This is a genomic window from Pseudomonas protegens, assembly GCF_013407925.2.
GTDB classification, from domain to species: domain Bacteria; phylum Pseudomonadota; class Gammaproteobacteria; order Pseudomonadales; family Pseudomonadaceae; genus Aquipseudomonas; species Aquipseudomonas fluorescens_AP.
In genome coordinates, this window is record NZ_CP060201.1 from 6,257,695 (window position 1) to 6,283,322 (window position 25,628).

The following is a 25,628-nucleotide window of genomic DNA, read 5'->3' on the forward strand; positions in this document are numbered from 1 at the left end:
GAGATCAGGCGACGGCAACGACGTCGAGGATGCGCTGTACCACACGGTCCTGGTCGATGCCTGCCGCTTCAGCCTCGAAGGACAGAATGATGCGGTGGCGCAGCACGTCGAACAGCACCGCCTGGATGTCTTCCGGGCTGACGAAATCCCGGCCGGCCAGCCAGGCGTGGGCCCGGGCGCAGCGGTCCAGGGCGATGGAACCGCGGGGGCTGGCGCCGTAGGCGATCCACTCGGCCATTTCCGGGTCGAACTTGGCCGGGGTGCGGGTGGCCATCACCAGTTGCACCAGGTATTCCTCCACCGCGTCGGCCATGTACAGGCCGAGGATTTCCTTGCGCGCGGCGAAGATCGCCTGCTGGCTGACCCGGCGCTCGGGCTTGGTTTCGCCGTTCAGCGCTTCGCCCCGGGCCTGCTGCAGGATCCGGCGCTCGACGGCGGCGTCCGGGAAGCCGATCTTGACGTGCATCAGGAAGCGGTCGAGCTGGGCTTCGGGCAGCGGGTAGGTGCCTTCCTGCTCGATCGGGTTCTGGGTCGCCATCACCAGGAACAGCGGCGACAGTTCATAGGTGCTGCGCCCGACACTGACCTGACGCTCGGCCATGGCCTCCAGCAGCGCCGACTGGACCTTGGCCGGGGCGCGGTTGATTTCGTCGGCCAGCACCAGGTTGTGGAAGATCGGCCCTTGCTGGAACACGAAGCTGCCGGTTTCCGGGCGATAGATCTCGGTGCCGGTGATGTCGGCGGGCAGCAGGTCGGGGGTGAACTGGATCCGATGGAATTGCGCTTCAATGCCTTCGGCCAACTCTTTGATGGCCTTGGTCTTGGCCAGCCCCGGAGCGCCCTCGACCAGCATGTGGCCGTCGGCGAGCAGGGCGATGAGCAAGCGCTCGATGAGTTTTTCCTGGCCGAGAATCTGCGTTGAAAGAAAGGTTCGCAGCGCCAAAAGCGCTTCACGATGTTCCATCGGTGACTGTTCCTGGAGAGGGTGCACCCCGGGCGTGGAAATAACGTCGGGGCTGGGGGCGATACTTTAATCCATAGCGGGGGTCGGCGACTAACGGGGAAAACCTGATTTAGCCAATTAGTCGAAAAAAATCCGTGTTTTATTCAGCTCCACGCGCCACACCCCGGCAGGAGCCGGCGCGGTATTGAGGTTCTGGTAGGAGCCGGCTTGCCGGCGAAGAGGCCGGCAAGGTTTGCAGTGGAGCCGAAGACGCCTTCGCTGGCAAGCCAGCTCCTACGGGCGGGTACGGTGTTGAGGCGCCTACCGGGAAGGGCGGTGCCGCTCAGGACAGCTGGCTGATGTAGGTGCCGGTGCCCTTGAGGATGTTCTGCAGGGTCAGCTCCACTTCGGGAAGGTCCGAGGCGGCGGTGCTGTGGCGGATTTCCAGGTGGTCGGCGCCGTTGAGGGCGTCGGCATCCGCCGCGGCGATTTCGATCAGCAGGGTGGTGGGGCTCAGGGTGACTTTCACCCCATCGAGGGTCGAGGGCTCGCCGTCGAGGGTGATTTCCAGCTCGTCCTCGTCCGGGTAGCGGCTCATCAGGAACATCTCGCCCTGGCTGCTGTGGCAGCAGAGCATGGCCATGTTGTCTTCTTCGTCGTCGCAGGGGTTGGCGATCAGGTGGGCGGTGGTCATCAGCATGGGGGCATTCCTGGGGCTGGGGCCGGCAGCGGCCGGGCGGTGCAAAAAAGGAAACAATTCTGCCAGCCCGGGGGAATTTCTGCTGGCCTGTCTGTCTGAGAACAGGTCGCGAACGCATCCGCTCCGGCTGTCGATTTTGGTACGCAAGTACCCTGAAGCCGGGGAAAAACCCTGGTTTTTCCCCGCTGCCTGCTAGTGTTGTTCAGGGCATGACCGCCCGGTTGCGTGCCGTTGACCGAATATGTCGCAGCATCGCAAGCAGCTGTCGCGTTTCACTCGTTAAGCTGCGCAGCGGACATTTTGTTCTCAAGTGCAATGGGTTGCGTCTGATTTGTGATGGTCACCTGTAAAGGCATTGCGCGGCACGCCGGCGCCAGTCGTTTTTGCAGATGCCCATCCCGGGAAGGTGAATGTGACCTGCACGTCTCGTCCAGCTTCATCCACCTGGCATCCTGCGACCTCTGCCCGAGACCAGGAGCAGGATGCACCACCGCCCCGCAAGGGGTTTGCACGCGACGCTACCATCAATAACAAGCCCAAGCGGAGTACCACAGATGGCGTTCTTCACCGCAGCCAGCAAAGCCGACTTCCAGCACCAACTGCAAGCGGCACTGGCGCAGCACATCAGTGAACAGGCACTGCCACAAGTGGCGCTGTTCGCTGAACAATTCTTCGGCATCATTTCCCTGGACGAACTCACCCAGCGTCGCATGTCCGACCTGGCGGGCTGCACCCTTTCTGCCTGGCGCCTGCTTGAGCGCTTCGACCACGCGCAACCGCAAGTGCGCGTCTACAACCCCGACTATGAGCGTCACGGCTGGCAGTCGACCCACACCGCGGTGGAAGTGCTGCATCACGACCTGCCGTTTTTGGTGGACTCGGTACGCACCGAACTCAACCGTCGCGGCTACAGCATCCACACCCTGCAGACCACCGTGCTCAGCGTGCGCCGCGGGACCAAGGGCGAGCTGCTGGAAGTCCTGCCCAAGGGCACCCAGGGCGAGGGCGTGCTGCAAGAGTCGCTGATGTACCTGGAGATCGATCGTTGCGCCAATGCCGCCGAACTCAGCGTGCTGGGCAAGGAACTGGAGCAGGTGCTGGGCGAAGTACGCGTGGCCGTGGCCGACTTCGAGCCGATGAAGGCCAAGGTCCAGGAGCTGATCGAAAGCATCGACAACAGCCAGTTCGCCATCGCCGCCGATGAAAAGGCCGAGATCAAGAGCTTTCTGCAATGGCTGGTGGGCAACCACTTCACCTTCCTCGGCTATGAAGAATTCGTGGTGGGCGTCGACCAGGACGGCGGGCATATCGACTATGACCCAAGCTCCTTCCTCGGCCTGGCCAAGCTGCTGCGCGCCGGCCTGACTGCCGAAGATCTGCGCATCGAAGACTACGCCGTCAACTACCTGCGCGAACCGACGCCGCTGTCGTTCGCCAAGGCCGCGCACCCGAGCCGCGTGCACCGTCCGGCCTACCCGGACTTCGTCTCGATCCGCCAGATCGACGCCGACGGCAAGGTCATCAAGGAATGCCGCTTCATGGGCCTCTACACCTCCTCGGTGTACGGCGAAAGCGTGCGAGTGATTCCCTACATCCGCCGCAAGGTCGAAGTCATCGAGCAGCGCTCGGGCTTCCAGGCCAAGGCGCACCTGGGCAAGGAACTGGCCCAGGTCCTGGAAGTGCTGCCCCGGGACGATCTGTTCCAGACCCCGGTGGACGAGCTGTTCAGCACCGTGATGTCGATCGTGCAGATCCAGGAACGCAACAAGATCCGCGTGTTCCTGCGCAAGGACCCCTACGGCCGCTTCTGCTACTGCCTGGCCTACGTGCCGCGCGACATCTATTCCACCGAAGTGCGGCAGAAGATCCAGCAAGTGCTGATGGATCGCCTGCAAGCCACCGACTGCGAGTTCTGGACCTTCTTCTCCGAGTCGGTGCTGGCCCGCGTGCAGCTGATCCTGCGGGTGGACCCGAAACAACGCATCGACATCGACCCGCTGCTGCTGGAAAAAGAAGTGGTGCAGGCCTGCCGCAGCTGGCAGGACGACTACGCCAGCCTGGTGGTGGAAAGCTTCGGCGAAGCCCACGGCACCAATGTGCTGGCGGACTTCCCCAAAGGCTTCCCGGCCGGCTACCGCGAGCGTTTCGCCGCCCACTCGGCGGTGGTGGACATGCAGCACCTGCTGAGCCTGACCGAAGCCAACCCGCTGGTGATGAGCTTCTACCAGCCCCTGGGCCAGGTGTCCGGCCAGCGCGAGCTGCATTGCAAGCTGTACCACGCCGACACCCCGCTGGCGCTGTCCGACGTGCTGCCGATCCTGGAAAACCTCGGCCTGCGCGTGCTGGGTGAGTTCCCGTACCGCCTGCGCCACAACAATGGCCGCGAGTACTGGATCCACGACTTCGCCTTCACCGCCGCCGAAGGCCTGGACCTGGACATCCAGCAGCTCAACGACACGCTGCAGGACGCCTTCGTCCACATCGTCCGTGGCGATGCCGAGAACGACGCCTTCAACCGCCTGGTGCTGACCGCCGGCCTGCCATGGCGCGACGTGGCGTTGCTGCGGGCCTACGCCCGCTACCTGAAGCAGATCCGCCTGGGCTTCGACCTGGGCTACATCGCCAGCACCCTGAACAACCACACCGACATCGCCCGCGAGCTGACCCGGTTGTTCAAGACCCGCTTCTACCTGGCGCGCAAGCTCACCAGCGAAGACCTGGAAGACAAGCAGCAGCGTCTGGAACAGGCGATCCTCAGCGCCCTGGACGACGTTCAGGTGCTCAACGAAGACCGCATCCTGCGTCGCTACCTGGACCTGATCAAGGCCACCCTGCGGACCAACTTCTACCAGACCGACGCCAACGGCCAGAACAAGTCCTACTTCAGCTTCAAGTTCAACCCGCACCTGATCCCCGAGCTGCCCAAGCCGGTGCCCAAGTTCGAGATCTTCGTCTACTCGCCACGGGTTGAGGGCGTGCACCTGCGCTTCGGTAACGTGGCTCGCGGCGGCCTGCGCTGGTCCGACCGCGAAGAAGACTTCCGTACCGAAGTCCTGGGCCTGGTAAAAGCCCAGCAAGTGAAGAACTCGGTGATCGTGCCGGTGGGCGCCAAGGGCGGCTTCCTGCCCCGTCGCCTGCCACTGGGCGGCAGCCGGGACGAGATCGCGGCCGAGGGCATCGCCTGCTACCGCATCTTCATCTCCGGCCTGCTGGACATCACCGACAACCTGAAGGACGGCGCCCTGGTGCCACCGGCCAACGTGGTGCGGCATGACGGCGACGACCCGTACCTGGTGGTAGCGGCGGACAAGGGTACTGCGACCTTCTCCGACATCGCCAACGGCATTGCCATCGACTACGGCTTCTGGCTGGGCGACGCCTTCGCCTCCGGCGGTTCCGCCGGTTACGACCACAAGAAGATGGGCATCACCGCCAAGGGCGCGTGGGTCGGCGTGCAGCGCCACTTCCGCGAGCGCGGGATCAATGTCCAGGAAGACAGCATCACCGTGGTCGGCATCGGCGACATGGCCGGCGATGTGTTCGGCAACGGCCTATTGATGTCCGACAAGCTGCAACTGGTGGCGGCGTTCAACCACCTGCACATCTTCATCGACCCGAACCCGGATCCGGCCACCAGCTTCGTCGAGCGCAAGCGCATGTTCGAGCTGCCGCGCTCGGCCTGGACCGACTACGACACCAGCATCATGTCCGAAGGCGGCGGGATCTTCTCGCGCAGCGCGAAGAGCATCGCCATCTCGCCGCAGATGAAAGAGCGCTTCGACATCCAGGCCGACAAGCTGACCCCGACCGAGCTGCTCAACGCCTTGCTCAAGGCGCCGGTGGACCTGTTGTGGAACGGCGGTATCGGCACCTACGTCAAGGCCAGCAGCGAAAGCCACGCCGATGTCGGCGACAAGGCCAACGACGCCCTGCGGGTCAACGGCAACGAGCTGCGCTGCAAAGTGGTGGGCGAGGGCGGCAACCTGGGCATGACCCAGCTGGGTCGCGTCGAGTTCGGCCTCAATGGCGGCGGTTCCAACACCGACTTCATCGACAACGCCGGTGGCGTGGACTGCTCCGACCACGAAGTGAACATCAAGATCCTGCTCAACGAAGTGGTGCAGGCTGGCGATATGACCGACAAGCAGCGCAACCAGCTGCTGGCCAGCATGACCGACGAAGTCGGCGGCCTGGTGTTGGGCAACAACTACAAGCAGACCCAGGCCCTGTCCCTGGCCGCGCGCCGTGCCTACGAGCGTGCTGCCGAGTACAAGCGCCTGATGAACGACCTGGAAGGCCGTGGCAAGCTGGACCGCGCCATCGAGTACCTGCCGACCGAGGAGCAGCTCAGCGAGCGCGCCGCCACCGGCAAGGGCCTGACCCGTCCGGAGCTGTCGGTGCTGATTTCCTACAGCAAGATCGACCTCAAGGAAGCCCTGCTCAAGTCCCTGGTGCCGGATGACGACTACCTGACCCGTGACATGGAGACCGCGTTCCCGCCGAGCCTGGTGGCCAAGTTCTCCGAAGCCATGCGTCGCCATCGTCTGAAGCGCGAGATCGTCAGCACCCAGATCGCCAACGACCTGGTCAACCACATGGGCATCACCTTCGTGCAGCGCCTGAAGGAGTCCACCGGCATGAGCCCGGCCAACGTCGCCGGTGCCTACGTGATCGTGCGGGACATCTTCCACCTGCCGCACTGGTTCCGTCAGATCGAGGCCCTGGATCACCAGGTCTCGGCCCAGGTGCAACTGGAACTGATGGACGAGCTGATGCGTCTGGGGCGTCGGGCCACTCGCTGGTTCCTGCGCAGCCGGCGTAACGAGCAGGATGCCGCGCGTGACGTCGCCCACTTCGGTCCGCACCTGGCGGCCCTGGGCCTGAAGCTCGACGAGCTGCTCGAAGGCCCGACCCGCGAAGGCTGGCAAGCCCGTTACACCGCCTATGTCGAAGCCGGGGTTCCGGAGTTGCTGGCGCGCATGGTGGCAGGCACCACCCACCTGTACACCCTGCTGCCGATCATCGAGGCCGCCGATGTCACCGGCCACGATGCCGCCGAAGTGGCCAAGGCCTACTTCGCCGTGGGCAGTGCCCTGGACCTGCCGTGGTACCTGCAGCAGATCAGCGATCTGCCGGTGGCCAACAACTGGCAGGCGGCGGCGCGCGAAGCCTTCCGTGATGACGTGGACTGGCAGCAGCGGGCGATCACCATCAAGGTCCTGCAACTGGCCGATGGGCCGGCAGACATGGAAGCCCGCGTGGCCCTGTGGCTGGAGCAGAACGCGAGCATGGCCGATCGCTGGCGCTCGATGATGGTGGAAATCCGTGCCGCCAGCGGCACCGACTACGCCATGTACGCGGTGGCCAACCGCGAGCTGCTGGACCTGGCCATGAGCGGTCAGTCGGTGCTGTAACGGCCTGACCCCGCGCAGAAGCAAAAAAGCCCCGTATCGCAAGATACGGGGCTTTTTATTGGCCTGGCGGTTGATCCCGGCAGGCGGGTGGCGCCGCTCAGTGGGCCGCCGAAGCGTCCTGTTCCACCACCATGTCCAGCACGTAGACCGTGGACGGGGCGTCGGCCGGTGGGTTCTTCCATTCGTATTGTTTGACCCGCAGCACGTTGCGCACGCCGTCCTGGTGCTCATAACCCTCGATGGACTGGTACAGCGGGTGCCAGGTGTCCTGGGTCGGCAGTTGCAGGCCGGCGTCGTCATAGCGCCGCTCGCGCACTTGCAGGCACTGGAAGTTGGGGATCAGCGGGTGGCTGCACTGGACGGTCTTGGCCGCCACTTCCAGAAAGCGCGTCTGGCCCTGGCTGCCGTAGCGGGTTTCCGGGGTCGGCTGGCCTTCAAACTTCAGCAGGGTGCCGTCTTGGGCGGTCAGTTGCAGGGTCGGCGTGGCCTGGTCGCCGCCGAAGGTGGTGCGCAAGTCGCCCTTGAACAGGCGGCCAATCTCCCGATCCAGGGTCATCAGGCCGGGTTCGCAGGCCATCAGGGTCGAAGCCAGGGGCTGCACCTTGAGCTGGCCGTTTTCATGCTCGAAGCCGCCGAACTGGCGGTTGCAACCGCCGCTGATGCTCAGGTTCTGCCCGACGAAGGTCAGGCGCAGCGGACGCTTGATGCCCGGCTCCAGGCTGGCGACGGGCTTGCCCGCCGCATCGCTGGCCGCGACCAGCTGCCAGTAGTAGGCGGACAGTGCAGGCTGGGCGCTGACGGAGGCGCTGCTGACGGGCATGGAAGGACCTCCTGCAGGAGTGGTGGAGGCCGGGGTGCAGGCCTGGAGCAGGGCGGCACAGACGGATACGAGGAGGATGTTCTGCTTCATGGTTCGCTCTTTCAGCCTTGAGGGAAGAGGGCCTGCCGCACGGGCGGCAGGCCAAGGCCGGTAACCTGTGGCCGTCAAGCATTCGTGCACTGCGCGGCGCCGCCACCTGGGCCGCTGGCCGCCGCACGAGCTGTGCCGTTACCGATTGCGATGTGACAGCACTGTGCCAGTTCCGTTGCATGCTCGGAGGGGCTCGTGAGTGTTACAAAATCTTGCACGATGCCGGTCAACGGCGTGGCCCGCTGCCGGTCGGCCCTGGCTGGCCTGGATGGGGCCGCACCGCGGCTGCGGCGACGACCCGCTGGACGCCCGCCTTACCAGAACCAGTAAGGCAGGAATTTGGGGGTGGGCTCGTTGGCCAGCTCCAGGTGATAGGTGATGGCGTTGAAGAAGAACCCGTCCAGCAGGAGGAAGGCCGCCACGCCGAATGCCAGGACGATGACCTCGTAATGCCGGTGTCCGGCGTATTGCCGGGTGATCCAATGGCGCACGCCGCTGAGCAGGGCAAAGCTTGCGAACACCCCGGCGAAGTTGGGCTGCAAGGGCCGGGCGGCGAAGCTGTTGTAGCCCAGCACCAGCAGCGCCAGGATCGCGCCGATGGCCGGCAGGTTCAGGCACAGGCGCAGCAGGCGTCTGCGGGTGGCGCTGAATACGCCGTTGGGGTCGATGAAGATATAGGCCGCCAGCAGGGAAATGGCCGGGGTGATGGACAGCACGTAGCGCGCCTTCTTCGAGTTGGGAATGGTGAAGAACACGATCAGCACCACGAACCAGGCCCCCAGGTGCAGCAGCAGGCGCGGCGCCGACTGCGGCGGGGCGCTGAGCCACTGGCGACCGCTTCTGGCTATTACGCACAGGGCGTAGAACGCCGTGAAGCTGTAGGTGAGCAGCCCGGCGCTGAAGTAGAAGTAATAGCGCGGCGAGTGATCGCTGGCGATCCGCCCCAGGCCCTGCATCTCCAGCACTTCCTGCATGAAGGCGTCGCCGCCCTGCACGTGGGCGGCCCAGGCCAGCAGGGCGACCCCGGCGGCGAACAGCAGGCCGCTCACCAGCGAGAAGCCGACCAGGGTCCGCCACTGCCGGCTCAGCAGGTAGTAGGTGCCAACCACCAGCGCCGGGCCGATCATGCCGATCGGGCCGCGCAGGGAAAAGCCCAGGATCAGGCCGAGGAACACCAGCGCCAGGCGTCCGCGCTGCTGCTTGAGATCGGCGGAGTAGGCCAGGTAGAAGCAGCCCGCGGTGATCAGCGCCGGGTAGATGTCCAGGGCCAGGGAGTTGACGCTGTCCAGAAAGGCCCAGGTGAACAGCGCAAAGAGCACGCCGCAGACGCCCCATTTCTGCTCATGCAGGGCCCCCAGCTTGTAGATGAACACCAGCATCAGCGACGCGGCGATGCAGAACGGCAGGCCCATCGACAGCACCGACAACTGGCCGAACGGCAGCGAGGCCAGATAGACCAGCACCGTGTTGACAACGGTGTAGTCGGGATAGGGCTGCAGATCGTCGGCGATGGGGAACAGCGTCATGCCGTGCTGCAGCATGTAGTCGGCAAAGTCGACGAAGCGCGTGGTGTAGTTGAGCACTGCCGGCTTGTACTGCAGCGCCATGAACAGCGCGAGGGCGATCAGGAAGATGCTTTGGCAGGGTCGTTGCAAGATTAGTTTTTTATAGCTTTCCATGCTTCCAACATGCAAAAAAACGCCAATGATACGGCGGCCGGCAGGCGTTTGCCATCCGTCCGTCATGCTCGGGGCCTTTATCGGTAAGGGCTTCAAGGCACGAGACTCTAGCCCGACTGCGGTTAACGCCCGGTATACGGATCGCGCCTGATCCAGGGAAGGGGCGGCACAGTGCGCGATTGGCCAAAGGGCCAGGGGCGCCCGCGGCTTGCGCCGCTGCCCAGGCCCGCAGTGAGGCCCAGTAACGGGCCCGCGGGCGCTCACCGGCCTGGCTGTCCGCGGCCCTCGGCGCCGCTCAAGGCCGTTGCGGCTTGACCGAGGTGCCGAAGGTGTTGCCCATGCGCACGCTGGTGGCCGCCGGGGTCGACAGCCCCAGCTGATTCGGCGGGCGCTTGTTCAGCGGCGCGTCCATGGCCTGCTGGTTGGCCTGGGCCGCCTTCACCGCGTCCGGATCGTTGCCCATCTGTTTGCTCAGGCAGTTGTAGTCGGGGGCCTTGTAGCCGCCGACGCTGACTTCCACGCAGCCCTCGCTGGCTTCCTCGGCCTGCAGCGTCCAGGGCAGGGCGCTGAGCAGTAACAGGACAGCGGTGTAGCAGCTTGAACGTTTCATCCTGGCCTCCTGGCTGGCCCGCGGAATCGGGCCTCGATGGCCGCCGAGTGTAGTGCAAAGTCCGGCCCCGGACCGTGATGGTTTTTTTGCCGTGGCCGTCACACCAGATTCATAAATTGGCCTCAGGATGACGCTTTTCAGGGATTGGACGCTCGTGCAGCAACGCAGCGCGCAGGTCGGGCGGTGGACTTCATTGCACAGGGGCTTGGCGACCTGTGTGCTGGGCCTTGTGCTGCTGGCGCCGCTGTTTTTTTCCGGGGTGCACGCCGCGCCTGAGGGGCCGCCCCGGGTGGACTCCCAGGCGGTGCTGGAGCTGGAGATTCCGGCCCAGGACCTGGCCCAGGCCCTGGAGCGCTTCAGTCGCTTCACCGGGATGGCTGTGCTGGTGGACCAGGAGCTGACCCGGGGCCGGCGTTCGGTGGGAATCAAGGGCCGCTTCAGCGCTCGCGACGCGTTGACTCGCCTGCTGGCGGGCACCGGCCTGATGGCGCGTTACGCTCGCAGCGACGCGTTCACCCTGCAGGTGCCCCCAGCCTCGGCGCCGGCGGCGCCCCAGGGCGTGAGCGGGGCGCGGGCGACGCGGCTCAACAGCAGCTACGCCAGCGCCGTGCAGCAGGCGGTGGAGCGCAGCCTGTGCGCTTCGCGGTTGACCCGGCCCGGCGCCTTTCGCGCCTTGCTGCAACTGTGGATCGGCGCCGATGGCGTGGTGCAGCACAGCCGCCTGGTGAGCTCCACCGGCGATCTGCAACGGGACGAAGCCCTGGTGCAGCGCCTGGCGGCAACCCGGGTCGAACGCCCGGCCCCCAGCTCGCTGCGTCAGCCGCTGACCTTACTCTTGATACCGGACACAACAGGGAAACGCATGGACTGCAAGGAATGGGAAGGAGCTTCCGGGGTATGAAAAATACCGGACACAGTACGATGGTCAGGCTGTTCCTGACGTCCTACGAGGACTTTCGGGCGCGCTTGCGCAGGCGCCTGGGGTCCGAGGATCTGGCCAACGACGTCCTGCATGAAACCTACCTGCGGGTCGACCGCATGGAAGAGCCGCCGAACCTGCTGCAGCCCAATGCCTACCTGTACCGCATGGCCCTGAACATCGCCGCCGATCGGCGCCAGTCCGACGCCCGCCTGCTGACCGGCGAGGAGGTCGAGGAGCTGCTGCAGATCGCCGATGACGCCCAGGACCCGTCCCGGGTGGTGGGTGGGCAGAAAGAAATCCAGACCCTGCTCAAGGCCCTCTACGAGTTGCCGGCGCGGCGGCGCAAGATCTTTATCGCCGCGCGCCTGGAAGAGGCGCCGCACCTGGAAATCTCCCAGCGCTTCGGCATTTCCACACGGATGGTGGAGAAGGAACTCAAGGCCGCCCTGGGACATTGCGCCCTGCGCCTTGAAAGAAAAGTCATTCAGCGGTTCGGTCCCGGGGCCGGAAAACCGTCCTAGACAAGAGTCCCTGATCAATCCGTGAGTACCTGCGCGCTTGAACATTTTTAGCATCTCCCCACCCCAGGCCTCGGCGGACCAGCAACGGCTGAGCGAAGCCCGGGACTGGCTGGTCCTCCTGACTTCAGGGCAGGCCACCGCCGCCGATGCCCGCGCCCTGCGCCAGTGGTGCGCGCAGAGCCCGCAGCACGCGGCGGCCTTCGAGCAGACCAAGGCCCTGTGGCACTGCCTGCAACCGGCGGCGGCGCTGCTGGAGCAGCCAGAGCGGCCGCGCCACTTCGGGCGCCGGGCCTTTCTCGGCGGCGCGCTGGCGGCCTCGGCGGCGCTGTTCATGGTGCGCTTCACGGTGCCGGGCGGTTTTGCCGGATTGACCGCAGACTTTTCCACCGCGGTTGGCGAACAGCGCCGGGTCGATCTGGCCGAGGGCCTGAGCCTGGAACTCAACACCCAGACCCGCATCAGCCGCCTTGATCCGACCTCGGGGGAGCAGGCCATCGAATTGCTGGAGGGCGAGGTGGAAGTCTTCAGCCAGCGCCAGCAGCCGCTCCAGGTCCAGGCCGGCGACGGCAGGCTCAGTGCCCGTCAGGCGCGTTTCAACCTGCGCAACACTGACCATCAAGTTTGCGTGACCTGCATCGAAGGCAGCCTGCAGGTGGCCGTGGCCGGGCGCAGCATCCGCCTGGACAGCGGCCGGCAGCTGACCTACGACGCCAAGACGGTGGGCGAGCCGACCGTCGTGGACCCCCGCAGCGTGATCGCCTGGCGCGAACAGGTGCTGGTGTTCGACAACGCCAGCCTCAACACCGTGATCAGCGAGATCAACCGCTACCGTCCGGGGATGCTGGTATTGCTCAACGCCGAACTGGGCAAGCGCAAGGTCCAGGCGCGCTTCAACCTCAACCAGCTGGCTGGCGTGGCCTTGTTGATCCGTGACGCCTACGGCGCCAAGTGCACCGAGTTGCCCGGCGGCGTGGTGTTGCTGAGCTGAAAGGCCAAAGACTTAGCCGCAAGCCGCAAGCCGCAAGCCGCAAGCTTGGAGCGAAGGAGGGCTTAAAGGTCGTTGAAACGGGGTTTGGTCGCTTTCTTTTGTAAGGCAAATCCGAGAAACTGCGGGCCGCTTGAATGCGCCTGGTGGGCGGGCTAGGGTGCCTGGGCCATCGCCAAATCGATGGCTCGGATGTGCAAGTCCGAATTTTGCTAAGGCGTAGAAACGCTCAGCCATGCTTGGGCGTTTTTCATGTCCGCTGCGTTATGGCGGCCGTGCGCGGGAGATCTTCGGATCTGCCGGGTGTCCTAGCAAACTCGGTCTTGCACACCTGCGTACGGCTGCCACCCTTATTCGTGTGCAAGCGAACGGTGTCGGCTCCTATTCTTAGCTAGGAGTTTGACCATGAAAAAGATCGTTCCCGATCCACCGACTTCCTATCGCGATCCTCAGCTTAAGGCCGCCAATGCTTCCTTGCGTGAAGCGTTGACCCGGCATCCATTGGACCCTGCGATGTTCCAGTTCAAGACCACGGCCCAGGCCGTTGCACCCGACTCGCTGTTCAGCGTGCGCCCGGGCGTGGGCGTCGAGGAGGCGCTGGTGCATGTGGCGTTGCTGCTTAAATGCGCGGAGGAGGTCAGTGATGAAATCACCCGCCAGGGCACTGGCCTGGAGACCGGGTTGATCTGGTCCATGGTGCATTCGGTGGAGATGGCGCGGGCGGTGGTGGAGGCGTTGCTTGATGGCGCTCCGAGAGGCGCTGTTGGCCTGGGTTCTCCGGCGTTGTTGGAGTAGGCGGGGATGGGGGGCATATCCGTTGCTGCGGGTGTGGCCGCTGGCGGTTTCGCCCTTACGGCGAGTGACTTTGAAAAGCCCAAAGTCACCAAAGGCTTCTGCCCCCGCATCCGGCACCTCGCCTAGGCTCGGCGTTCCCTCGCTCCGGCATTGCTCCGGGGGCACGCCGCCACAGGCCATCCATGGCCTGGGGCGGCTAGCTCGGCATCCATGCCGAGCTGCCCCCTGCGCAATGCCTGCACTCGGCCTCCTGAAGGGGCAGGAAGATCAAAAGCCACAGCCACAGCCACAGCCACAGCCACAGCCACAGCCACAGCCGCAAGCCGCAAGCTTGGAGCGGCTGCTGCCGCCTACAGTGGCCCTAGCACCTGGCGGTAATGTTCGGTGCCCTGGGGCGTTTGCCGGGTCAGACGGATCTCCAGGCCCTGGGGGTTGTCCCGGCGGTTGCCGCTGAGCTGGCGCCAGCCCTTGTCGGGATCCCATACGCGAACCTGCAGGTCACTGACCCGGTGCAACACCGCCACCCCGTCCCGGGGCGCGGGCAAAGGGTAGCGGTCCCGAGCCTCGGCCGCGGCGCGGTACAGGGTGTCGCCCTTGAGCCACCAGCGCACCCGTTGCAGGCCGTCGCCGGGGTTGGCGGCGCTGCGGATCACCTCCAGGCGAAAGCCCTTGCTGTCGGAGCTGCGCACGCTCAGCGGCGCCGGGCTGTCGGGCTCGGCCTCTTCGCTGTCGGCCCGGATCGGTTCGCGCAGTTGCACGGCGGCCCGCAGGGCGACGTCGCGTTCCAGCTGGTTGAGGCTGCGCAGCAGTTCCTCGGTCTGTTCGGTGCTGGCCTTGAGGTGGGTGTCGGCCCGGGTGACGCTGTCCAGGCCGCGCCAGGCAATCAGGCTGACGATGGCCATGAGCATCACCGCCACCAGCACTTCGATCAGGGTAAAGCCGCTCTGCCCAGGCTTCATGGCTGCTCCACCACCCGCAGTTGGCCGGCGGCGCTGCGCTCCACGCCGAGTGTGTGGCGGCCGTCGGAGAGCACCAGGCGCAGCGGCGGGGTGATCCACTCGGCGTTGAGGATCAGGCGTTGCCCGGGTTCGATGCGCACGTGCAGCCCCGGGGTTTCCCAGGCGCGGGGGCGCAGCAGGGCGTCGCCACGCAGGTCGTCGATGGCGTCCCCGGACGGCGTCCGGCGGCTGAAGGCAAAGCCCTTGGCGGTGGCCTGCCAGGTGATCGGCCGGCCATCGGCGCGGGCCTCGGCCTGGGCCACTTGCAGGACCTGAACCAGGCGTTCGGCGTCCTTGCGCAACGGTTGCAGCGGGTCCGGCTTGAGGCTCAGGCCCACCGCCGCGCTGGCGATGCCGATGATCACCAGGACCACCATCAGTTCGATCAGGGTGAAGCCCCGTTGCTGGTCCGGCGGCATCGGATTGCACTCCTTGGCGATACGATCAGCCGGCTTTGTGCCGAGGATCGCGGGGTGAAATAAAACCGTGAGAATTGCTCTGTAGGCTGCGGGAACGGACAAACAGGAGGTCCCGCCAATGCTTGCCACCATGCTGCGTGCCGCAGATTTTTCCGCCCCTCGACTGGTGCAATACACCGCGCTGCTGGCGGCCCTGGCCGGGGTGGTCACCTGGTCGTCGCTGCTGCTGACCCCGGCCGAATCCCAGACCCCGGCCGTGGCGCCCCAGGTGCTCGCCGCCCGTTCCGACAGCTCGGCCCTGCAGTGGTTCGCCAACCAGCCCAGCAGCGTGGAGATCAAGGTGTCCGGGGTCATGGCCGGGGCCCGTGGCGCGGTGGCGATCCTGCGCCTGAACGACGGGCCGCCGCGCAGCTTCCTGGCCGGCGAACAACTGAGCCCGGGCGTGCGCCTGGTCGCGGTGGAGGCCGACGGTGTGCTGATCGAGCGCGGCGCCGAGCAGTCGCGGATCAAGGTCAGCAAGCTGCCGGACTCGCCGCTGTTGCCGCGGCTGACCCGCTGACGCTCACGGCCGTGGCCCCTGGGGCCGGCTGATCAGGGTTTCCAGGCGGGCCAGGGGCGGCGCTTCGCGGCTGCGGTCGCGCACCTGGACGCTGACCCGCAGCAGCCCGGGCGCGGCTGCGGCGCCAATTGCCTGTTCGCAGCGCAGCTTCAGTCGCCCCTGGTCGCAATCGACGCTCTTCAATCCGCTGGGCAAACCGCCTTCCAGGCGCAGCTCGGCGAGCCGGCTCTGGGCCGCCAGCAGGGCCAGGGACTTGTCCCGCAACAGGCCGTTGCTCTGGGTCATCAGCGCGGCCACGCGCACCGCCGCGGACATCGCCACGGCAATGATGGCCAGGGCCACCAGCACTTCGATCAGGGTAAATCCAGCTTGTTTGCGCAGGGCTTGCATGGGCCGCTCGACACCGGGAAACAGCCTCGCAGCCTAGCCTGCGGGCTTGACCGAATGGCGACCGAAACTCCCGAGGTTTTTCAATACCACTGACATATCTTCTTGCAACACTGCGCGACGAATCGAACTCAAGCCAAGGAATGTCGAGATGGATATCGCGCCTGTAACGTCGATCGCCGTACCCCGAGGCCAGCGTGGCTTCACCCTGATCGAGATCATGGTGGTGGTGGTCATCCTCGGGATTCTTGCGGTGATGGTGGTGCCCAAGGTGCTGGACCGCCCGGACCAGGCGCGGGCCACCGCGGCCAAGCAGGACATCGCCGGGCTGATGCAGGCGCTGAAGCTGTATCGCCTCGATCACGGCAGCTACCCGAGCATGAACCAGGGCCTCAAGGTGCTGGTGGAGCGTCCGGCCAACGCCAAGGACAGCAACTGGCGCTCCTACCTGGAACGCCTGCCCAACGATCCCTGGGGCCGCCCGTATCACTACCTCAACCCGGGAGCCAACGGCGAAGTGGACGTGTTCTCCCTGGGCGCCGACGGCCAGCCCGACGGCGAAGGCGTGAATGCCGACATCGGCTCCTGGCAGCTCTAAGGGCGCCCATGAACAGTCATTCGCCCAGTGCGGCGAAGCAGCGCGGCATGGCCATCATCAGCGCCTTGCTGATCGCCGCGGTGGTGGCGGTGATCGCCGCCGGCATGCTGTCCCGGCAGACCGTCCTGACCCGCGCGGTGGAAGCCGAGCAGGCGCGGATCGTCGGCAGCGGGGTGTTGCAGGGCGGCCTGGAATACAGCCGGCAGTTGCTCTGGGAAGCCCGCCAGCGCGAGGTGCTGACCCGGCTCGACCAGCCCTGGGCGCGGCCCATCGACGACCCGGTGCCGGGCGCATCCGGCGGCCGTTTCCAGGGGCGCCTGCAAGACCTGCAGGGCAAGTTCAACCTGCGCAACCTGGTGTTCGATCAGCAGGTGGACCCGGAGCAGGTGCAGAGCTTCCAACAGCTGTGCCAGTTGCTCGGCGTCGACTCCGCCCTGAGCCGGCGCATCAGCCAGCGGGTGATCGCCTCGTACCCGCAGCGCGTGCCTGGTACGGCCGCCGCCGGCGGCCCCCCGGGGACATTCAACAGCGGCCGCCTGACCTCGCCGGGGGCGCTGGCCCAGACCTTGCCGCCGCGCCAGCCGATGCTGCGCGGCCTGGACGACCTGCGGGGCCTGCCGGGCGTCGATGACGCGCTGCTGGCGCGCCTTGAGCCCTACGTCGGCATCCTGCCGGGCAATACCTGGATCAATGGCAACACCGCCAGCGCCGAAGTGCTGGCGGCGGCGGTGCCCGGGCTGTCGTTGGCCCAGGCCCGGGCCCTGGTGGCGGAGCGCGACGCCGGGCACTGGTTCATCAACCGTGGCGACTTCGTCAATCGCCTGCACCTGCCCTTTGCCGCCCAGGAACGGATCAAGGTCGGCATCACCAGCGAGTGGTTCCTGCTCCAGGGGCAGGTCCGTCGCGAGCAGCGGCAGATCACCCTGCAAGCCTTGCTGCACCGCCCCGAGGACCGCATGCCCCAGGTGATCTGGTCGCGGGTGGGCGCATGAGCCGCGTGCGCCTCGCCTTGCCGCCCCTGGCCGAACTGTTGCAGGCGCCCCGGCCCCTGGCCGTGCCCCTGGAATGCGCCCGGCTCGACCGCGCCGGGCGGGTTACCGAGCTTGGCCCCAGGACGCTTGAGGCATTGGGCCAGGACGCCCGAGGGCTGGCACTGGAATGCTTTCTGCACCCGCAGGACAGTCTGCTGACCAGCATCGAGTTGCCGCCATTGCCGGCGGCGCGGATCAACACCGCGGTGGACTGCGCGGCCCAGGCGCTGATCCTCGGCGCCGGCGAGCAGATGCATGTCGCCCACGGCCCGCGGGATGCCCAGGGCCAGGTGACCTTGAGCTGGCTGCCCAAGCGTCGTTTGCAGGCCCTGGGCGAGCTGCTGCAACAGGCCGGGCTCAAGCTGTCGGGCCTGTACCCGGCGCCTTACGCCTTGGCGGTGCCGGCGCCGGGGCAGCACACCCTGTGCCTGCTGGACGGTCAGTTGCTGCTGCGCCACAGCGCCGCCCAGGCCAGCGTGCAGCCGCTGGTAGAGGAAACCCTGGAGCAGCTGCGCGCCTCCGGCATCGGGCTGGGCTGGATCGGTGACGGCGCGCCCGAAGACGCGCTGCAACGCCTGCCGATCGAACAGCGCTGGAGCGGCGCGGCGCCGGCCTGGGGCCTGCAGGCGGGGGCGACGGCGGCGCGCGGCGCGGTCCAGGGCTGGGGCCGGGCCCTGGGTTGCTGCGCCCTGGCCGTGACCGTGTGGGTCGTGGGCCTGAACCTGTATGCCGCCCTTGAGGCCGAGCAGGGCCAGCGCCTCAAGAGCCAGATGAGCCAGCGGGTCCGGCAGGTGTTTCCGCAATTGCCGGTGGTGCTCAACCCCTTGCAACAGGCCCGCCAGCAACTGGCGGCGCAGCAGAGCGGGGCGGCGGACCCGGGCCAGGGGTTCGTCAACCTGCTGCTGCAGGCCGGCAGCGCCATGCCGTTCATGGTGGGCAGCGTGCAGAGCCTGAGTTATGCCGACCAGCGCTTGCAGTTGGAACTGCTGCCCGATACCCCGAAGCGCGCCGACAGCGGCTGGCAGGGGGCCTTGGCCCAGGCCGGCTACAGCGTCCAGGCCCAGGCCAATGGCTGGACCCTGAGCCCGGCCGCGGGCGAGTCGGCCAATGGCGCCGACAACGCCCCCGGAGCTGAAGATGAATAAGGCCAGGCTGGTGCAGTACCAGGCGCGCTGGTCACGCCTGCGGACCCAGGCCCAGGGCCACTGGAACGCTCTGGCGCCTCGGGAGCGCCGTCTGCTGGGCGCCACCGCCCTGGGCGTGCTGGGACTGTTGCTGTGGTGGCTGCTGATTCAGCCGCCGCTGAAGAAGATCGACTACTGGCAAGCCGAGACGCCCAAGCTGCGGGCCCAGGCCGAGGCCCTGGAAGTGCTGTTGCACGAGGTGGCGGGCCCTGAGCGTCGCGGCGCGAGTCTTGAGCAATCCCTGCGCCAGACCCTGGACGGCGCCGGGCTCAAGGACCGCTACCAGTTGCAACGCACCGATCAAGCCGGCCCCGAGAGCTGGCGGTTGACCTTTGAGCAGGCCCCGGCGGATGCCGTGGTCGGCTGGCTGCTGGGGACGCCCCGACAGCTTTCACTGCAGGTGGTGGAGGCTCGTCTGCAACGCGCAGACGCGGCCGCCGCCCAAGACTCGGCAGGCACACTGTCCGGGACCGTTCGCATGGATCAGGCGCAGGGCGCTAAGGAAGCTTCATGAAGGGGTCAGGCTCCAACTACGTGCGCCAGTGCCGCAAGGTCGCACCGTTTCTGCTGCTGGCGCTGGGGGCCTGCAGCAACACCACCTCCACCACGCCGCCGCCGTTGCTGGTGGACAGTGAACTGGGCCAGCCCCTGGCCGACACCCGGCGCAGCGGCGACGCCCTGGCGGACCGTGAACGCTTGCAGGCGCAACAGGCCCAGCGGCCCAAAGTCCTGCACCCGGTGACCAGCAGCAGTCGCGGCCACAGCGCGCCGCGCAGCAGCATGCCGCGCAATCCCCTGGGGGACCAGCCGGTGCAACTGAACTTCGTCGAGGCCGACATCCAGGCGGTGGTGCGCGCCTTGTCCCGTTCCACCGGCCAGCAGTTTCTGGTGGACCCGCGGGTCAAGGGCAACCTGACCCTGGTCAGCGAGGGCCAGGTGCCGGCCCATCAGGCCTACGACATGCTGCTGGCGGCCCTGCGCATGCAGGGGTTTGCCGTGGTGGACGTGGGCGGGGTGGCGCAGGTGGTGCCCGAGGCCGATGCCAAGCTGCTGGGCGGGCCGATCTACAACGGCGACAAGCCGGCGGGCAACGGCATGCTGACCCGCACCTTCCGCTTGCAGTACGAAAACGCGGTGAACCTGATCCCGGTGCTGCGGCCCATCGTCTCGCCGAACAACCCGATCAACGCCTACCCGGGCAACAACAGCATCGTGGTCACCGACTACGCCGAGAACCTGCAGCGAGTCGCGCAGATCATCGACGGCATCGACACCCCCAGCGCCATCGACACCGACGTGGTGGCGGTGCAGAACGGGATTGCCGTGGACATCGCGACCATGGTCGCCGAACTGCTGGAAACCCAGGGCGCCGACCCGACCCAGAAGATCAGCGTGATCGGCGACCCGCGCTCCAACTCCATCATCATTCGCGCCGGCAGCCCGGAGCGCACCGAGCTGGCGCGCAACCTGATCTACAAACTCGATAACGCCCAGAGCAACCCGAGCAACCTGCATGTGGTCTACCTGCGCAACGCCCAGGCCGGCAAGCTGGCCCAGGCCCTGCGCGGGCTGCTCACCGGCGAAAGCGACAGCACCGGCAACGATGGCGCCCGGGCCATGCTCAGCGGCATGGGCGGCAACAGCCAGAGCGGCCAGAGCCCGACCCAGAACAGCAGCGGCACGCCCACCGGCAGCGGCAACGTCAGCAGCAGTGGCAGCAGTGCCTACAGCCAGGGCAGCAACTCCGGCAGCGGTTTGAGCGGCACTGGCCAGTCAGCGGATCAGAACACCGCCTTCAGCGCCGGCGGGGTCACCATCCAGGCCGACGCCACCACCAACACCTTGCTGATTTCCGCGCCCGATCCGCTGTACCGCAACCTGCGGGAAGTCATCGACCAGCTCGACCAGCGCCGGGCCCAGGTGGTGATCGAAAGCCTGATCGTCGAAGTGGGCGAAGACGATGCCAGCGAGTTCGGCGTGCAATGGCAGGCCGGCAACCTCGGCGGACGCGGCGGCTTTGGCGGGGTGAACCTCGGCGGCAGCGGGCTGGTGGGCACCCCGGCCAGCAAGACCAGCCTCGACGTCCTGCCCAAGGGCCTGAACATCGGCGTGGTCAACGGCACCGTGGACATCCCGGGGATCGGCAAGGTGCTGGACCTCAAGGTCCTGGCCCGGGCCCTGAAGAGCAAGGGCGGCACCAACGTGCTGTCGACGCCGAACCTTTTGACCCTGGACAACGAGGCGGCGAGCATTTTTGTTGGCCAGACCATTCCCTTTGTCACCGGCAGCTACGTCACCGGTGGCGGCGGCACCAGCAACAACCCGTTCCAGACCGTGCAGCGCGAAGAAGTGGGCCTGAAACTCAACGTGCGGCCACAGATTTCCGAGGGCGGCACGGTCAAGCTGGACATCTATCAGGAAGTCAGCAGCGTCGACCCCCGAGCCTCGGTGGATGCCGGCACCGTGACCAACAAACGGGCGATCGATACCAGCATCCTGTTGGATGACGGGCAGATCATGGTCCTGGGTGGGTTGCTGCAGGACGGCTACAGCCAGAGCAATGACGCGGTGCCGTGGCTGTCGAGCATCCCGGGGATCGGCGCCTTGTTCCGCAACGAGAAGCGCAGCGTGACCAAGACCAACCTGATGGTGTTTTTGCGGCCCTACATCATTCGTGACAGTGGCGCGGGGCGCAGCATTACGCTCAATCGCTATGACTTCATGCGTCGGGCACAGGGGGCGTTGCAGCCGGAGCGCAGCTGGGCGCTGCCGGATATGCAGGCGCCGCAGTTGCCGGCGGCGAGCAAGGCGATTCCCGGGGTGGCGCCGGTGTCGTTGCAGACGCCCGGGCAGGGGCCTGGGCAGGGGCCGCGGGCGACGATTCGGGCGGTGCCGGTGCAATGAATGGGGCGTTGATGGGGGATGGTGGGGTGGGGGGGATGGCGGCTGCTGTGGTGGCTGTCGGTTGCGCCTCTGGGGCGAGGGGGATGGAGTTGCTATCTGCTGCTGCGGGTTGGGCTGCTGGTGGTTTCGTCTTTAGGGGGCTGTGCCACGGGGTACATATTCGTGGCTGCGGTCAGGGCTGCTTAGGGGTTCGCTCTGACAGCGGTGGGCGGGGTACATATCCGTTGCTGCGGTTACGGCTGCTTATGGTTTCGCCCTTACGGCGACTTACTTTTTTCAAACGCCAAAAAAGTAAGCAAAAACGCTTGCCCCTCCATACGGCCCCTCGCTGGGGCTCGGGGTGCCCGAGCTCCGGCATTGCTCCGGGGGCACGCCGCCAACCGGCCATCCATGGCCGGGTGGCGGCTAGCTCGGCATCCATGCCGAGCTGCCCCCTACGCAACGCCTACGCTCGGCCTGCTGGGAAGGGGCCTGAAGATCAAGATCAAGATCAAGATCAAAAGCCAAAGCCAAAGCCAAAGCCAAGGTGCGCAGGCTGGTTCCTTGTAGCCGCTGCCGAAGGCTGCGAACGAGCGCTTGCGCTCGCAAAACCAGGCGGCGCGATATGTCAGGAATATCAGGGAGGCAGGTTTAGCGTCTCCTCCGGAGCCGTTCGCAGCCTTCGGCAGCGGCTACACGTAACGCTAACGGCAAAGAAACGGGTCGGCCGGCAGGCCGCCGTCAGATTTTGCTTTTGATCTGGCTTTTGATCTTCCTGCCCCTTTAGACACGATGGCCGAACGCAGGCATTGAGCCGTGGGTAACCCGGCAGGACGCCGGGTTAGCCGCACTGGGCCAGGGATGGCCCATTGCGGCGGCCCACGGATCAATGCCGGAGTTCGGGCATGCCGAGCCTAGGCGAGGTACCGAGTGGAGGGGCAGAAGCGTTTTGCTCACTTTTGCGCTTTTCAAAAGTGAGTCGCTGTAAGAGCGAAACCCTAAGTGGCCGTGACCGCAGCAACGGATATGTACCCCGTCAAACTCGCTGTAAGAGCGAAACCGTAAGTAGCAGCACCCGCAGCAACGGATATGCACCCCATCAGGAGACCCAAACAATGCCTCCCCAGCTCCCCTACGCCTGGGCCAAATCCCACCGCATCCTCCTGCGCCACAGCGAAGAAGGCGCGGTCCTGCTGGTCTGCCCCTCGACCCCCGGCTGGTCCATCAGCGAAGCCCGCCGCCAGTTCGGCGCCGCCCGCCTGGAACGCATCCGCGAAGAGGAACTCGACGGTCTGCTGGCCACCGCCTACGCCGACACCGGCAGCGCCGCCGCGGTGGTCGGGGCGGCGGAGAACGAGGTGGATCTGGACCGCCTGATGCAGGACATGCCGGAAATCACCGACCTGCTGGACACCCAGGACGGCGCCCCGGTGATCCGCATGATCAACGCCTTGCTCACTCAGGCCGCGCGGGACGAGGCCAGCGATATCCATATCGAACCCTTCGAGACCCACTCGGTGGTGCGCTACCGGGTCGACGGCACCCTGCGTGACGTGGTGTCGCCGCGCAAGGCGCTGCACGGCGCGCTGGTGTCGCGGATCAAGATCATGGCCCAACTGGATATCGCCGAGAAACGCCTGCCCCAGGACGGGCGCATCGCCTTGCGGGTGGCCGGGCGGCCCATCGATATCCGCGTGTCCACGGTGCCCACCGGCCACGGCGAGCGGGTGGTGATGCGGCTGCTGGACAAGCAGGCCGGGCGTCTGCAGCTGGAAACCCTGGGCATGGACCCGGACCTGCTGGCGCGCCTCGACAACTTGATCCGCCAGCCCCACGGCATCGTCCTGGTCACCGGGCCCACCGGCAGCGGCAAGACCACCAGCCTCTACGCCGCCCTGGCCCGGCTGGACGCCAGCACCAGCAATATCCTCACCGTCGAGGACCCGGTGGAATACGACCTGCCGGGCATCAGCCAGATCCAGGTCAACGCCAAGATCGACATGACCTTCGCCCTGGCCCTGCGGGCGATCCTGCGCCAGGACCCGGACGTGATCATGATCGGTGAGATTCGCGATCTGGAAACCGCGCAGATCGCGGTCCAGGCCTCGCTCACCGGGCACCTGGTGCTGGCGACCCTGCACACCAACGATGCGGTGTCGGCGGTCAACCGCCTGATCGACATGGGGGTGGAGCCGTTCCTGTTGGCTTCGTCGATGCTCGGGGTGCTGGCCCAGCGCCTGGTGCGCCGTCTGTGCCCGCACTGCAAGGCGCCCGATCCGCTCGCCCCCGGCACCTGGCGCCCGGTGGGCTGTGCGGCCTGCAACCAGATCGGCTACAGCGGGCGCACCGGCATTCATGAACTGTTCTGCATCGACGACGACATCCGCAGCCTGATCCACCAGGGCGCGGATGAGCAGGCCTTGCGCGCCGCCGCGCGCCTGGCCGGGATGCTCAGCATGCGCGAGGACGGTGAGCGCTGGGTCCGCAGCGGCGCCACCGCCGCCGAAGAAATCCTACGTGTGACACGGGACGCCTGATGAATCGCTATCGCTACGAAGCCGCCGACGCCCTCGGCAAGATCGAATCCGGGCACCTGGAAGCCGACAGCCAGGGCGCGGCCTTCGCCAGTCTGCGCAGCCGCGGCCTGACCGCGCTGCAGGTGCAGTTGGACAGCAATAATGGCGCCGGCGCAGCTGGGGGGATCTTCAGCCCCAGACTTTCGGACAACGACCTGGCCTGGGCCACCCGCCAGCTGGCCAGCCTGCTGGGGGCCAGCCTGCCCCTGGAGGCGGCGCTCAGCGCCACGGTGGAGCAGGCCGAGCGCAAGCACATCGCCCAGACCCTGAGCGCGGTGCGCGCGGATGTGCGCAGCGGCATGCGCCTGGCCGAGGCCCTGGCGGCGCGGCCGCGGGATTTTCCGGAGATCTACCGGGCACTGATCGCCGCGGGCGAGGAGTCCGGCGATCTGGCCCAGGTCATGGAGCGGCTGGCGGACTACATCGAGGAGCGCAACGGCCTGCGTGGCAAGATCCTCACCGCCTTTATCTACCCCGGGGTGGTGGGGCTGGTGTCGATCGGCATCGTGATCTTTTTGCTCAGTTACGTGGTGCCCCAGGTGGTCAGCGCCTTTTCCCAGGCGCGCCAGGACCTGCCGGGGCTTACCCTGGCGATGCTCAGCGCCAGCGACTTCATCCGTGCCTGGGGCCTGCAGTGTTTCGGCGCCATGGCGGCGGGGTTCTGGGGCTGGCGGCTGTACCTGCGCAACCCCCGGGCGCGCCTGAACTGGCACAGCCGGATTCTGCGCCTGCCGCTGTTCGGGCGTTTTGTCCTGGGCTTGAACACCGCGCGTTTCGCCTCGACCCTGGCGATCCTCGGCGGCGCCGGGGTGCCGCTGCTGCGGGCCCTGGAGGCGGCGCGTCAGACCCTGTCCAACGACCGCCTGAGCCAGAGCGTCAGCGAGGCCACGGCCAAGGTGCGCGAGGGCGCCAGCCTGGCGGCGGCGCTGCGGGTGGAGAAGGTGTTTCCGCCGGTGCTGATCCACCTGATCGCCAGCGGCGAAAAGACCGGCGCCTTGCCGCCGATGCTGGAGCGCGCGGCGCAGACCCTGTCGCGGGATATCGAACGCCGGGCCATGGGCATGACCGCCTTGCTCGAACCGCTGATGATCGTGGTCATGGGTGGCGTGGTGCTGGTGATCGTCATGGCGGTGATGCTGCCGATCATCGAGATCAACCAGCTGGTCACTTGAACCGCACAACCCGATTCGACCTGGCCCGGTCCGGTCCGATCCGATCCGGTCCGATCCCGCCGGGCCCGGTCCGTAGGAGCTGGCTTGCCAGCGAAGGCGTCGGCCCCGGCGATGCAGGTCGCGCGGGCCTCTTCGCCGGCAAGCCGGCTCCGAGGGGAGTAGCAAAGGCGGGGGCCGAAGGGCAGGGCAGCCATGAATTTTCACGCTGCCTGCCGCACTCCCGACCCGGCAAGCCGCCAAGCTCGGGTTCCTCGTTCTGTCATGTTCAGACCCGGTGGCCAGCGCCGTCGGCCCTTGCCGCCCGACGCGGTTGTCCACCTTGGCAACCTGGCTGTCACCTTC

At 66.6% G+C, this 25,628-nt stretch carries 21 protein-coding genes; 13 read left to right on the top strand and 8 right to left on the bottom strand.

Annotated elements, in window-relative coordinates; translation table 11 throughout:
* Positions 1-4 precede the first annotated feature (4 nt).
* Complete coding sequence (locus tag GGI48_RS28930; RefSeq protein ID WP_003218556.1) at positions 5-964, bottom strand: AAA family ATPase; 960 nt, start codon at positions 962-964, stop codon at positions 5-7.
* A gap of 322 nt (positions 965-1,286) precedes the next feature.
* Positions 1,287-1,643: a hypothetical protein gene (locus tag GGI48_RS28935; RefSeq protein WP_016966181.1), complete on the bottom strand. Its 357-nt coding sequence runs from the start codon at positions 1,641-1,643 to the stop codon at positions 1,287-1,289.
* Between the two features lie 554 nt (positions 1,644-2,197).
* Here GGI48_RS28935 and GGI48_RS28940 point away from each other — a divergent pair.
* Entirely contained in the window at positions 2,198-7,057 is a 4,860-nt protein-coding gene (locus GGI48_RS28940; protein ID WP_179601333.1) for an NAD-glutamate dehydrogenase, read from the top strand.
* 97 nt (positions 7,058-7,154) lie between these two features.
* Here GGI48_RS28940 and GGI48_RS28945 read toward each other — a convergent pair whose 3' ends face one another.
* The 3 genes from GGI48_RS28945 to GGI48_RS28955 form a co-directional block, all read right to left on the bottom strand.
* Positions 7,155-7,877: an META and DUF4377 domain-containing protein gene (locus GGI48_RS28945; RefSeq protein ID WP_260620560.1), complete on the bottom strand. Its 723-nt coding sequence runs from the start codon at positions 7,875-7,877 to the stop codon at positions 7,155-7,157.
* Positions 7,878-8,281: 404 nt separating this feature from the next.
* Entirely contained in the window at positions 8,282-9,646 is a 1,365-nt protein-coding gene (locus GGI48_RS28950; protein ID WP_179601337.1) for a hypothetical protein, read from the bottom strand.
* A gap of 295 nt (positions 9,647-9,941) precedes the next feature.
* A complete protein-coding gene (locus tag GGI48_RS28955; protein WP_179601339.1) occupies positions 9,942-10,256 on the bottom strand; it encodes a hypothetical protein in 315 nt (104 codons plus the stop codon).
* 217 nt (positions 10,257-10,473) lie between these two features.
* Between GGI48_RS28955 and GGI48_RS28960 the strand changes: the two genes are divergently transcribed.
* The 4 genes from GGI48_RS28960 to GGI48_RS28975 all read left to right on the top strand — a co-directional run bounded on the left by GGI48_RS28960 (position 10,474) and on the right by GGI48_RS28975 (position 13,479).
* Positions 10,474-11,157: an STN domain-containing protein gene (locus GGI48_RS28960; RefSeq protein WP_409565332.1), complete on the top strand. Its 684-nt coding sequence runs from the start codon at positions 10,474-10,476 to the stop codon at positions 11,155-11,157.
* Positions 11,154-11,699, top strand: coding sequence for an RNA polymerase sigma factor (locus tag GGI48_RS28965; RefSeq protein ID WP_016967055.1), 546 nt, complete (start codon positions 11,154-11,156; stop codon positions 11,697-11,699). The genes GGI48_RS28960 and GGI48_RS28965 overlap by 4 nt, the downstream gene beginning before the upstream one ends.
* 37 nt (positions 11,700-11,736) lie before the next feature.
* A complete protein-coding gene (locus tag GGI48_RS28970; RefSeq protein WP_179601343.1) occupies positions 11,737-12,687 on the top strand; it encodes a FecR family protein in 951 nt (316 codons plus the stop codon).
* Positions 12,688-13,089: 402 nt separating this feature from the next.
* Positions 13,090-13,479 (top strand): hypothetical protein, encoded by a 390-nt coding sequence (locus GGI48_RS28975; RefSeq protein WP_179601346.1) that lies wholly within the window; start codon positions 13,090-13,092, stop codon positions 13,477-13,479.
* 350 nt (positions 13,480-13,829) lie between these two features.
* Here GGI48_RS28975 and gspJ read toward each other — a convergent pair whose 3' ends face one another.
* Together gspJ and GGI48_RS28985 are read right to left on the bottom strand one after the other, a co-directional pair.
* Complete coding sequence (gspJ, locus tag GGI48_RS28980) at positions 13,830-14,438, bottom strand: type II secretion system minor pseudopilin GspJ (RefSeq protein WP_016965885.1); 609 nt, start codon at positions 14,436-14,438, stop codon at positions 13,830-13,832.
* Positions 14,435-14,896 (bottom strand): GspH/FimT family pseudopilin, encoded by a 462-nt coding sequence (locus GGI48_RS28985; RefSeq protein WP_179601348.1) that lies wholly within the window; start codon positions 14,894-14,896, stop codon positions 14,435-14,437. The genes gspJ and GGI48_RS28985 overlap by 4 nt, the downstream gene beginning before the upstream one ends.
* A gap of 130 nt (positions 14,897-15,026) precedes the next feature.
* On the opposite strand from GGI48_RS28985, the gene GGI48_RS28990 reads away from it, so the two are divergent.
* A complete protein-coding gene (locus GGI48_RS28990) occupies positions 15,027-15,455 on the top strand; it encodes a type II secretion system protein N (protein ID WP_042941361.1) in 429 nt (142 codons plus the stop codon).
* A gap of 3 nt (positions 15,456-15,458) precedes the next feature.
* On the opposite strand, the gene gspI is transcribed toward GGI48_RS28990, so the two are convergent.
* Positions 15,459-15,845, bottom strand: coding sequence for a type II secretion system minor pseudopilin GspI (gene gspI, locus GGI48_RS28995; RefSeq protein WP_179601350.1), 387 nt, complete (start codon positions 15,843-15,845; stop codon positions 15,459-15,461).
* 148 nt (positions 15,846-15,993) lie between these two features.
* On the opposite strand from gspI, the gene gspG reads away from it, so the two are divergent.
* From gspG to gspF, 7 genes are all read left to right on the top strand, one after another.
* Positions 15,994-16,440, top strand: coding sequence for a type II secretion system major pseudopilin GspG (gene gspG / locus GGI48_RS29000; RefSeq protein ID WP_179601352.1), 447 nt, complete (start codon positions 15,994-15,996; stop codon positions 16,438-16,440).
* 8 nt (positions 16,441-16,448) lie between these two features.
* Positions 16,449-17,432, top strand: a complete 984-nt coding sequence (gene gspK / locus GGI48_RS29005; protein WP_179601354.1) for a type II secretion system minor pseudopilin GspK — start codon at positions 16,449-16,451, stop codon at positions 17,430-17,432.
* The gene (gene gspL, locus GGI48_RS29010; RefSeq protein ID WP_179601356.1) at positions 17,429-18,616 is read left to right on the top strand and encodes a type II secretion system protein GspL; all 1,188 of its coding nucleotides are present in this window, start codon (positions 17,429-17,431) and stop codon (positions 18,614-18,616) included. Before gspK ends, gspL begins: the two co-directional genes overlap by 4 nt.
* Entirely contained in the window at positions 18,609-19,169 is a 561-nt protein-coding gene (gene gspM / locus GGI48_RS29015) for a type II secretion system protein GspM (protein WP_179601358.1), read from the top strand. The genes gspL and gspM overlap by 8 nt, the downstream gene beginning before the upstream one ends.
* Positions 19,166-21,559 carry a type II secretion system secretin GspD gene (gene gspD / locus GGI48_RS29020; protein WP_179601360.1) on the top strand — a complete coding sequence of 798 codons (2,394 nt, stop codon included), beginning with the start codon at positions 19,166-19,168 and terminating at the stop codon, positions 21,557-21,559. The genes gspM and gspD overlap by 4 nt, the downstream gene beginning before the upstream one ends.
* 1,094 nt (positions 21,560-22,653) lie before the next feature.
* Positions 22,654-24,075 (top strand): type II secretion system ATPase GspE, encoded by a 1,422-nt coding sequence (gspE, locus tag GGI48_RS29025; RefSeq protein ID WP_179601362.1) that lies wholly within the window; start codon positions 22,654-22,656, stop codon positions 24,073-24,075.
* Positions 24,075-25,286, top strand: coding sequence for a type II secretion system inner membrane protein GspF (gene gspF, locus GGI48_RS29030; protein ID WP_047304137.1), 1,212 nt, complete (start codon positions 24,075-24,077; stop codon positions 25,284-25,286). The genes gspE and gspF overlap by 1 nt, the downstream gene beginning before the upstream one ends.
* Positions 25,287-25,628: the final 342 nt, after the last annotated feature.

Bases quoted from the DNA above. Each gene is read 5' to 3' on its own strand.
- gspL (WP_179601356.1), top strand. From the start codon at position 17,429: ATGAGCCGCGTGCGCCTCGCCTTGCCGCCCCTGGCCGAACTGTTGCAG.
- gspJ (WP_016965885.1), bottom strand. From the start codon at position 14,438: ATGAAGCCTGGGCAGAGCGGCTTTACCCTGATCGAAGTGCTGGTGGCG.
- GGI48_RS28985 (WP_179601348.1), bottom strand. From the start codon at position 14,896: ATGCCGCCGGACCAGCAACGGGGCTTCACCCTGATCGAACTGATGGTG.
- GGI48_RS28955 (WP_179601339.1), bottom strand. From the start codon at position 10,256: ATGAAACGTTCAAGCTGCTACACCGCTGTCCTGTTACTGCTCAGCGCC.
- GGI48_RS28965 (WP_016967055.1), top strand. From the start codon at position 11,154: ATGAAAAATACCGGACACAGTACGATGGTCAGGCTGTTCCTGACGTCC.
- gspK (WP_179601354.1), top strand. From the start codon at position 16,449: ATGAACAGTCATTCGCCCAGTGCGGCGAAGCAGCGCGGCATGGCCATC.
- gspM (WP_179601358.1), top strand. From the start codon at position 18,609: ATGAATAAGGCCAGGCTGGTGCAGTACCAGGCGCGCTGGTCACGCCTG.
- gspG (WP_179601352.1), top strand. From the start codon at position 15,994: ATGGATATCGCGCCTGTAACGTCGATCGCCGTACCCCGAGGCCAGCGT.
- gspI (WP_179601350.1), bottom strand. From the start codon at position 15,845: ATGCAAGCCCTGCGCAAACAAGCTGGATTTACCCTGATCGAAGTGCTG.
- GGI48_RS28990 (WP_042941361.1), top strand. From the start codon at position 15,027: ATGCTGCGTGCCGCAGATTTTTCCGCCCCTCGACTGGTGCAATACACC.
- GGI48_RS28945 (WP_260620560.1), bottom strand. From the start codon at position 7,877: ATGCCCGTCAGCAGCGCCTCCGTCAGCGCCCAGCCTGCACTGTCCGCC.
- gspF (WP_047304137.1), top strand. From the start codon at position 24,075: ATGAATCGCTATCGCTACGAAGCCGCCGACGCCCTCGGCAAGATCGAA.
- GGI48_RS28975 (WP_179601346.1), top strand. From the start codon at position 13,090: ATGAAAAAGATCGTTCCCGATCCACCGACTTCCTATCGCGATCCTCAG.
- gspE (WP_179601362.1), top strand. From the start codon at position 22,654: ATGCCTCCCCAGCTCCCCTACGCCTGGGCCAAATCCCACCGCATCCTC.
- GGI48_RS28940 (WP_179601333.1), top strand. From the start codon at position 2,198: ATGGCGTTCTTCACCGCAGCCAGCAAAGCCGACTTCCAGCACCAACTG.
- GGI48_RS28950 (WP_179601337.1), bottom strand. From the start codon at position 9,646: ATGGAAAGCTATAAAAAACTAATCTTGCAACGACCCTGCCAAAGCATC.
- gspD (WP_179601360.1), top strand. From the start codon at position 19,166: ATGAAGGGGTCAGGCTCCAACTACGTGCGCCAGTGCCGCAAGGTCGCA.
- GGI48_RS28935 (WP_016966181.1), bottom strand. From the start codon at position 1,643: ATGCTGATGACCACCGCCCACCTGATCGCCAACCCCTGCGACGACGAA.
- GGI48_RS28930 (WP_003218556.1), bottom strand. From the start codon at position 964: ATGGAACATCGTGAAGCGCTTTTGGCGCTGCGAACCTTTCTTTCAACG.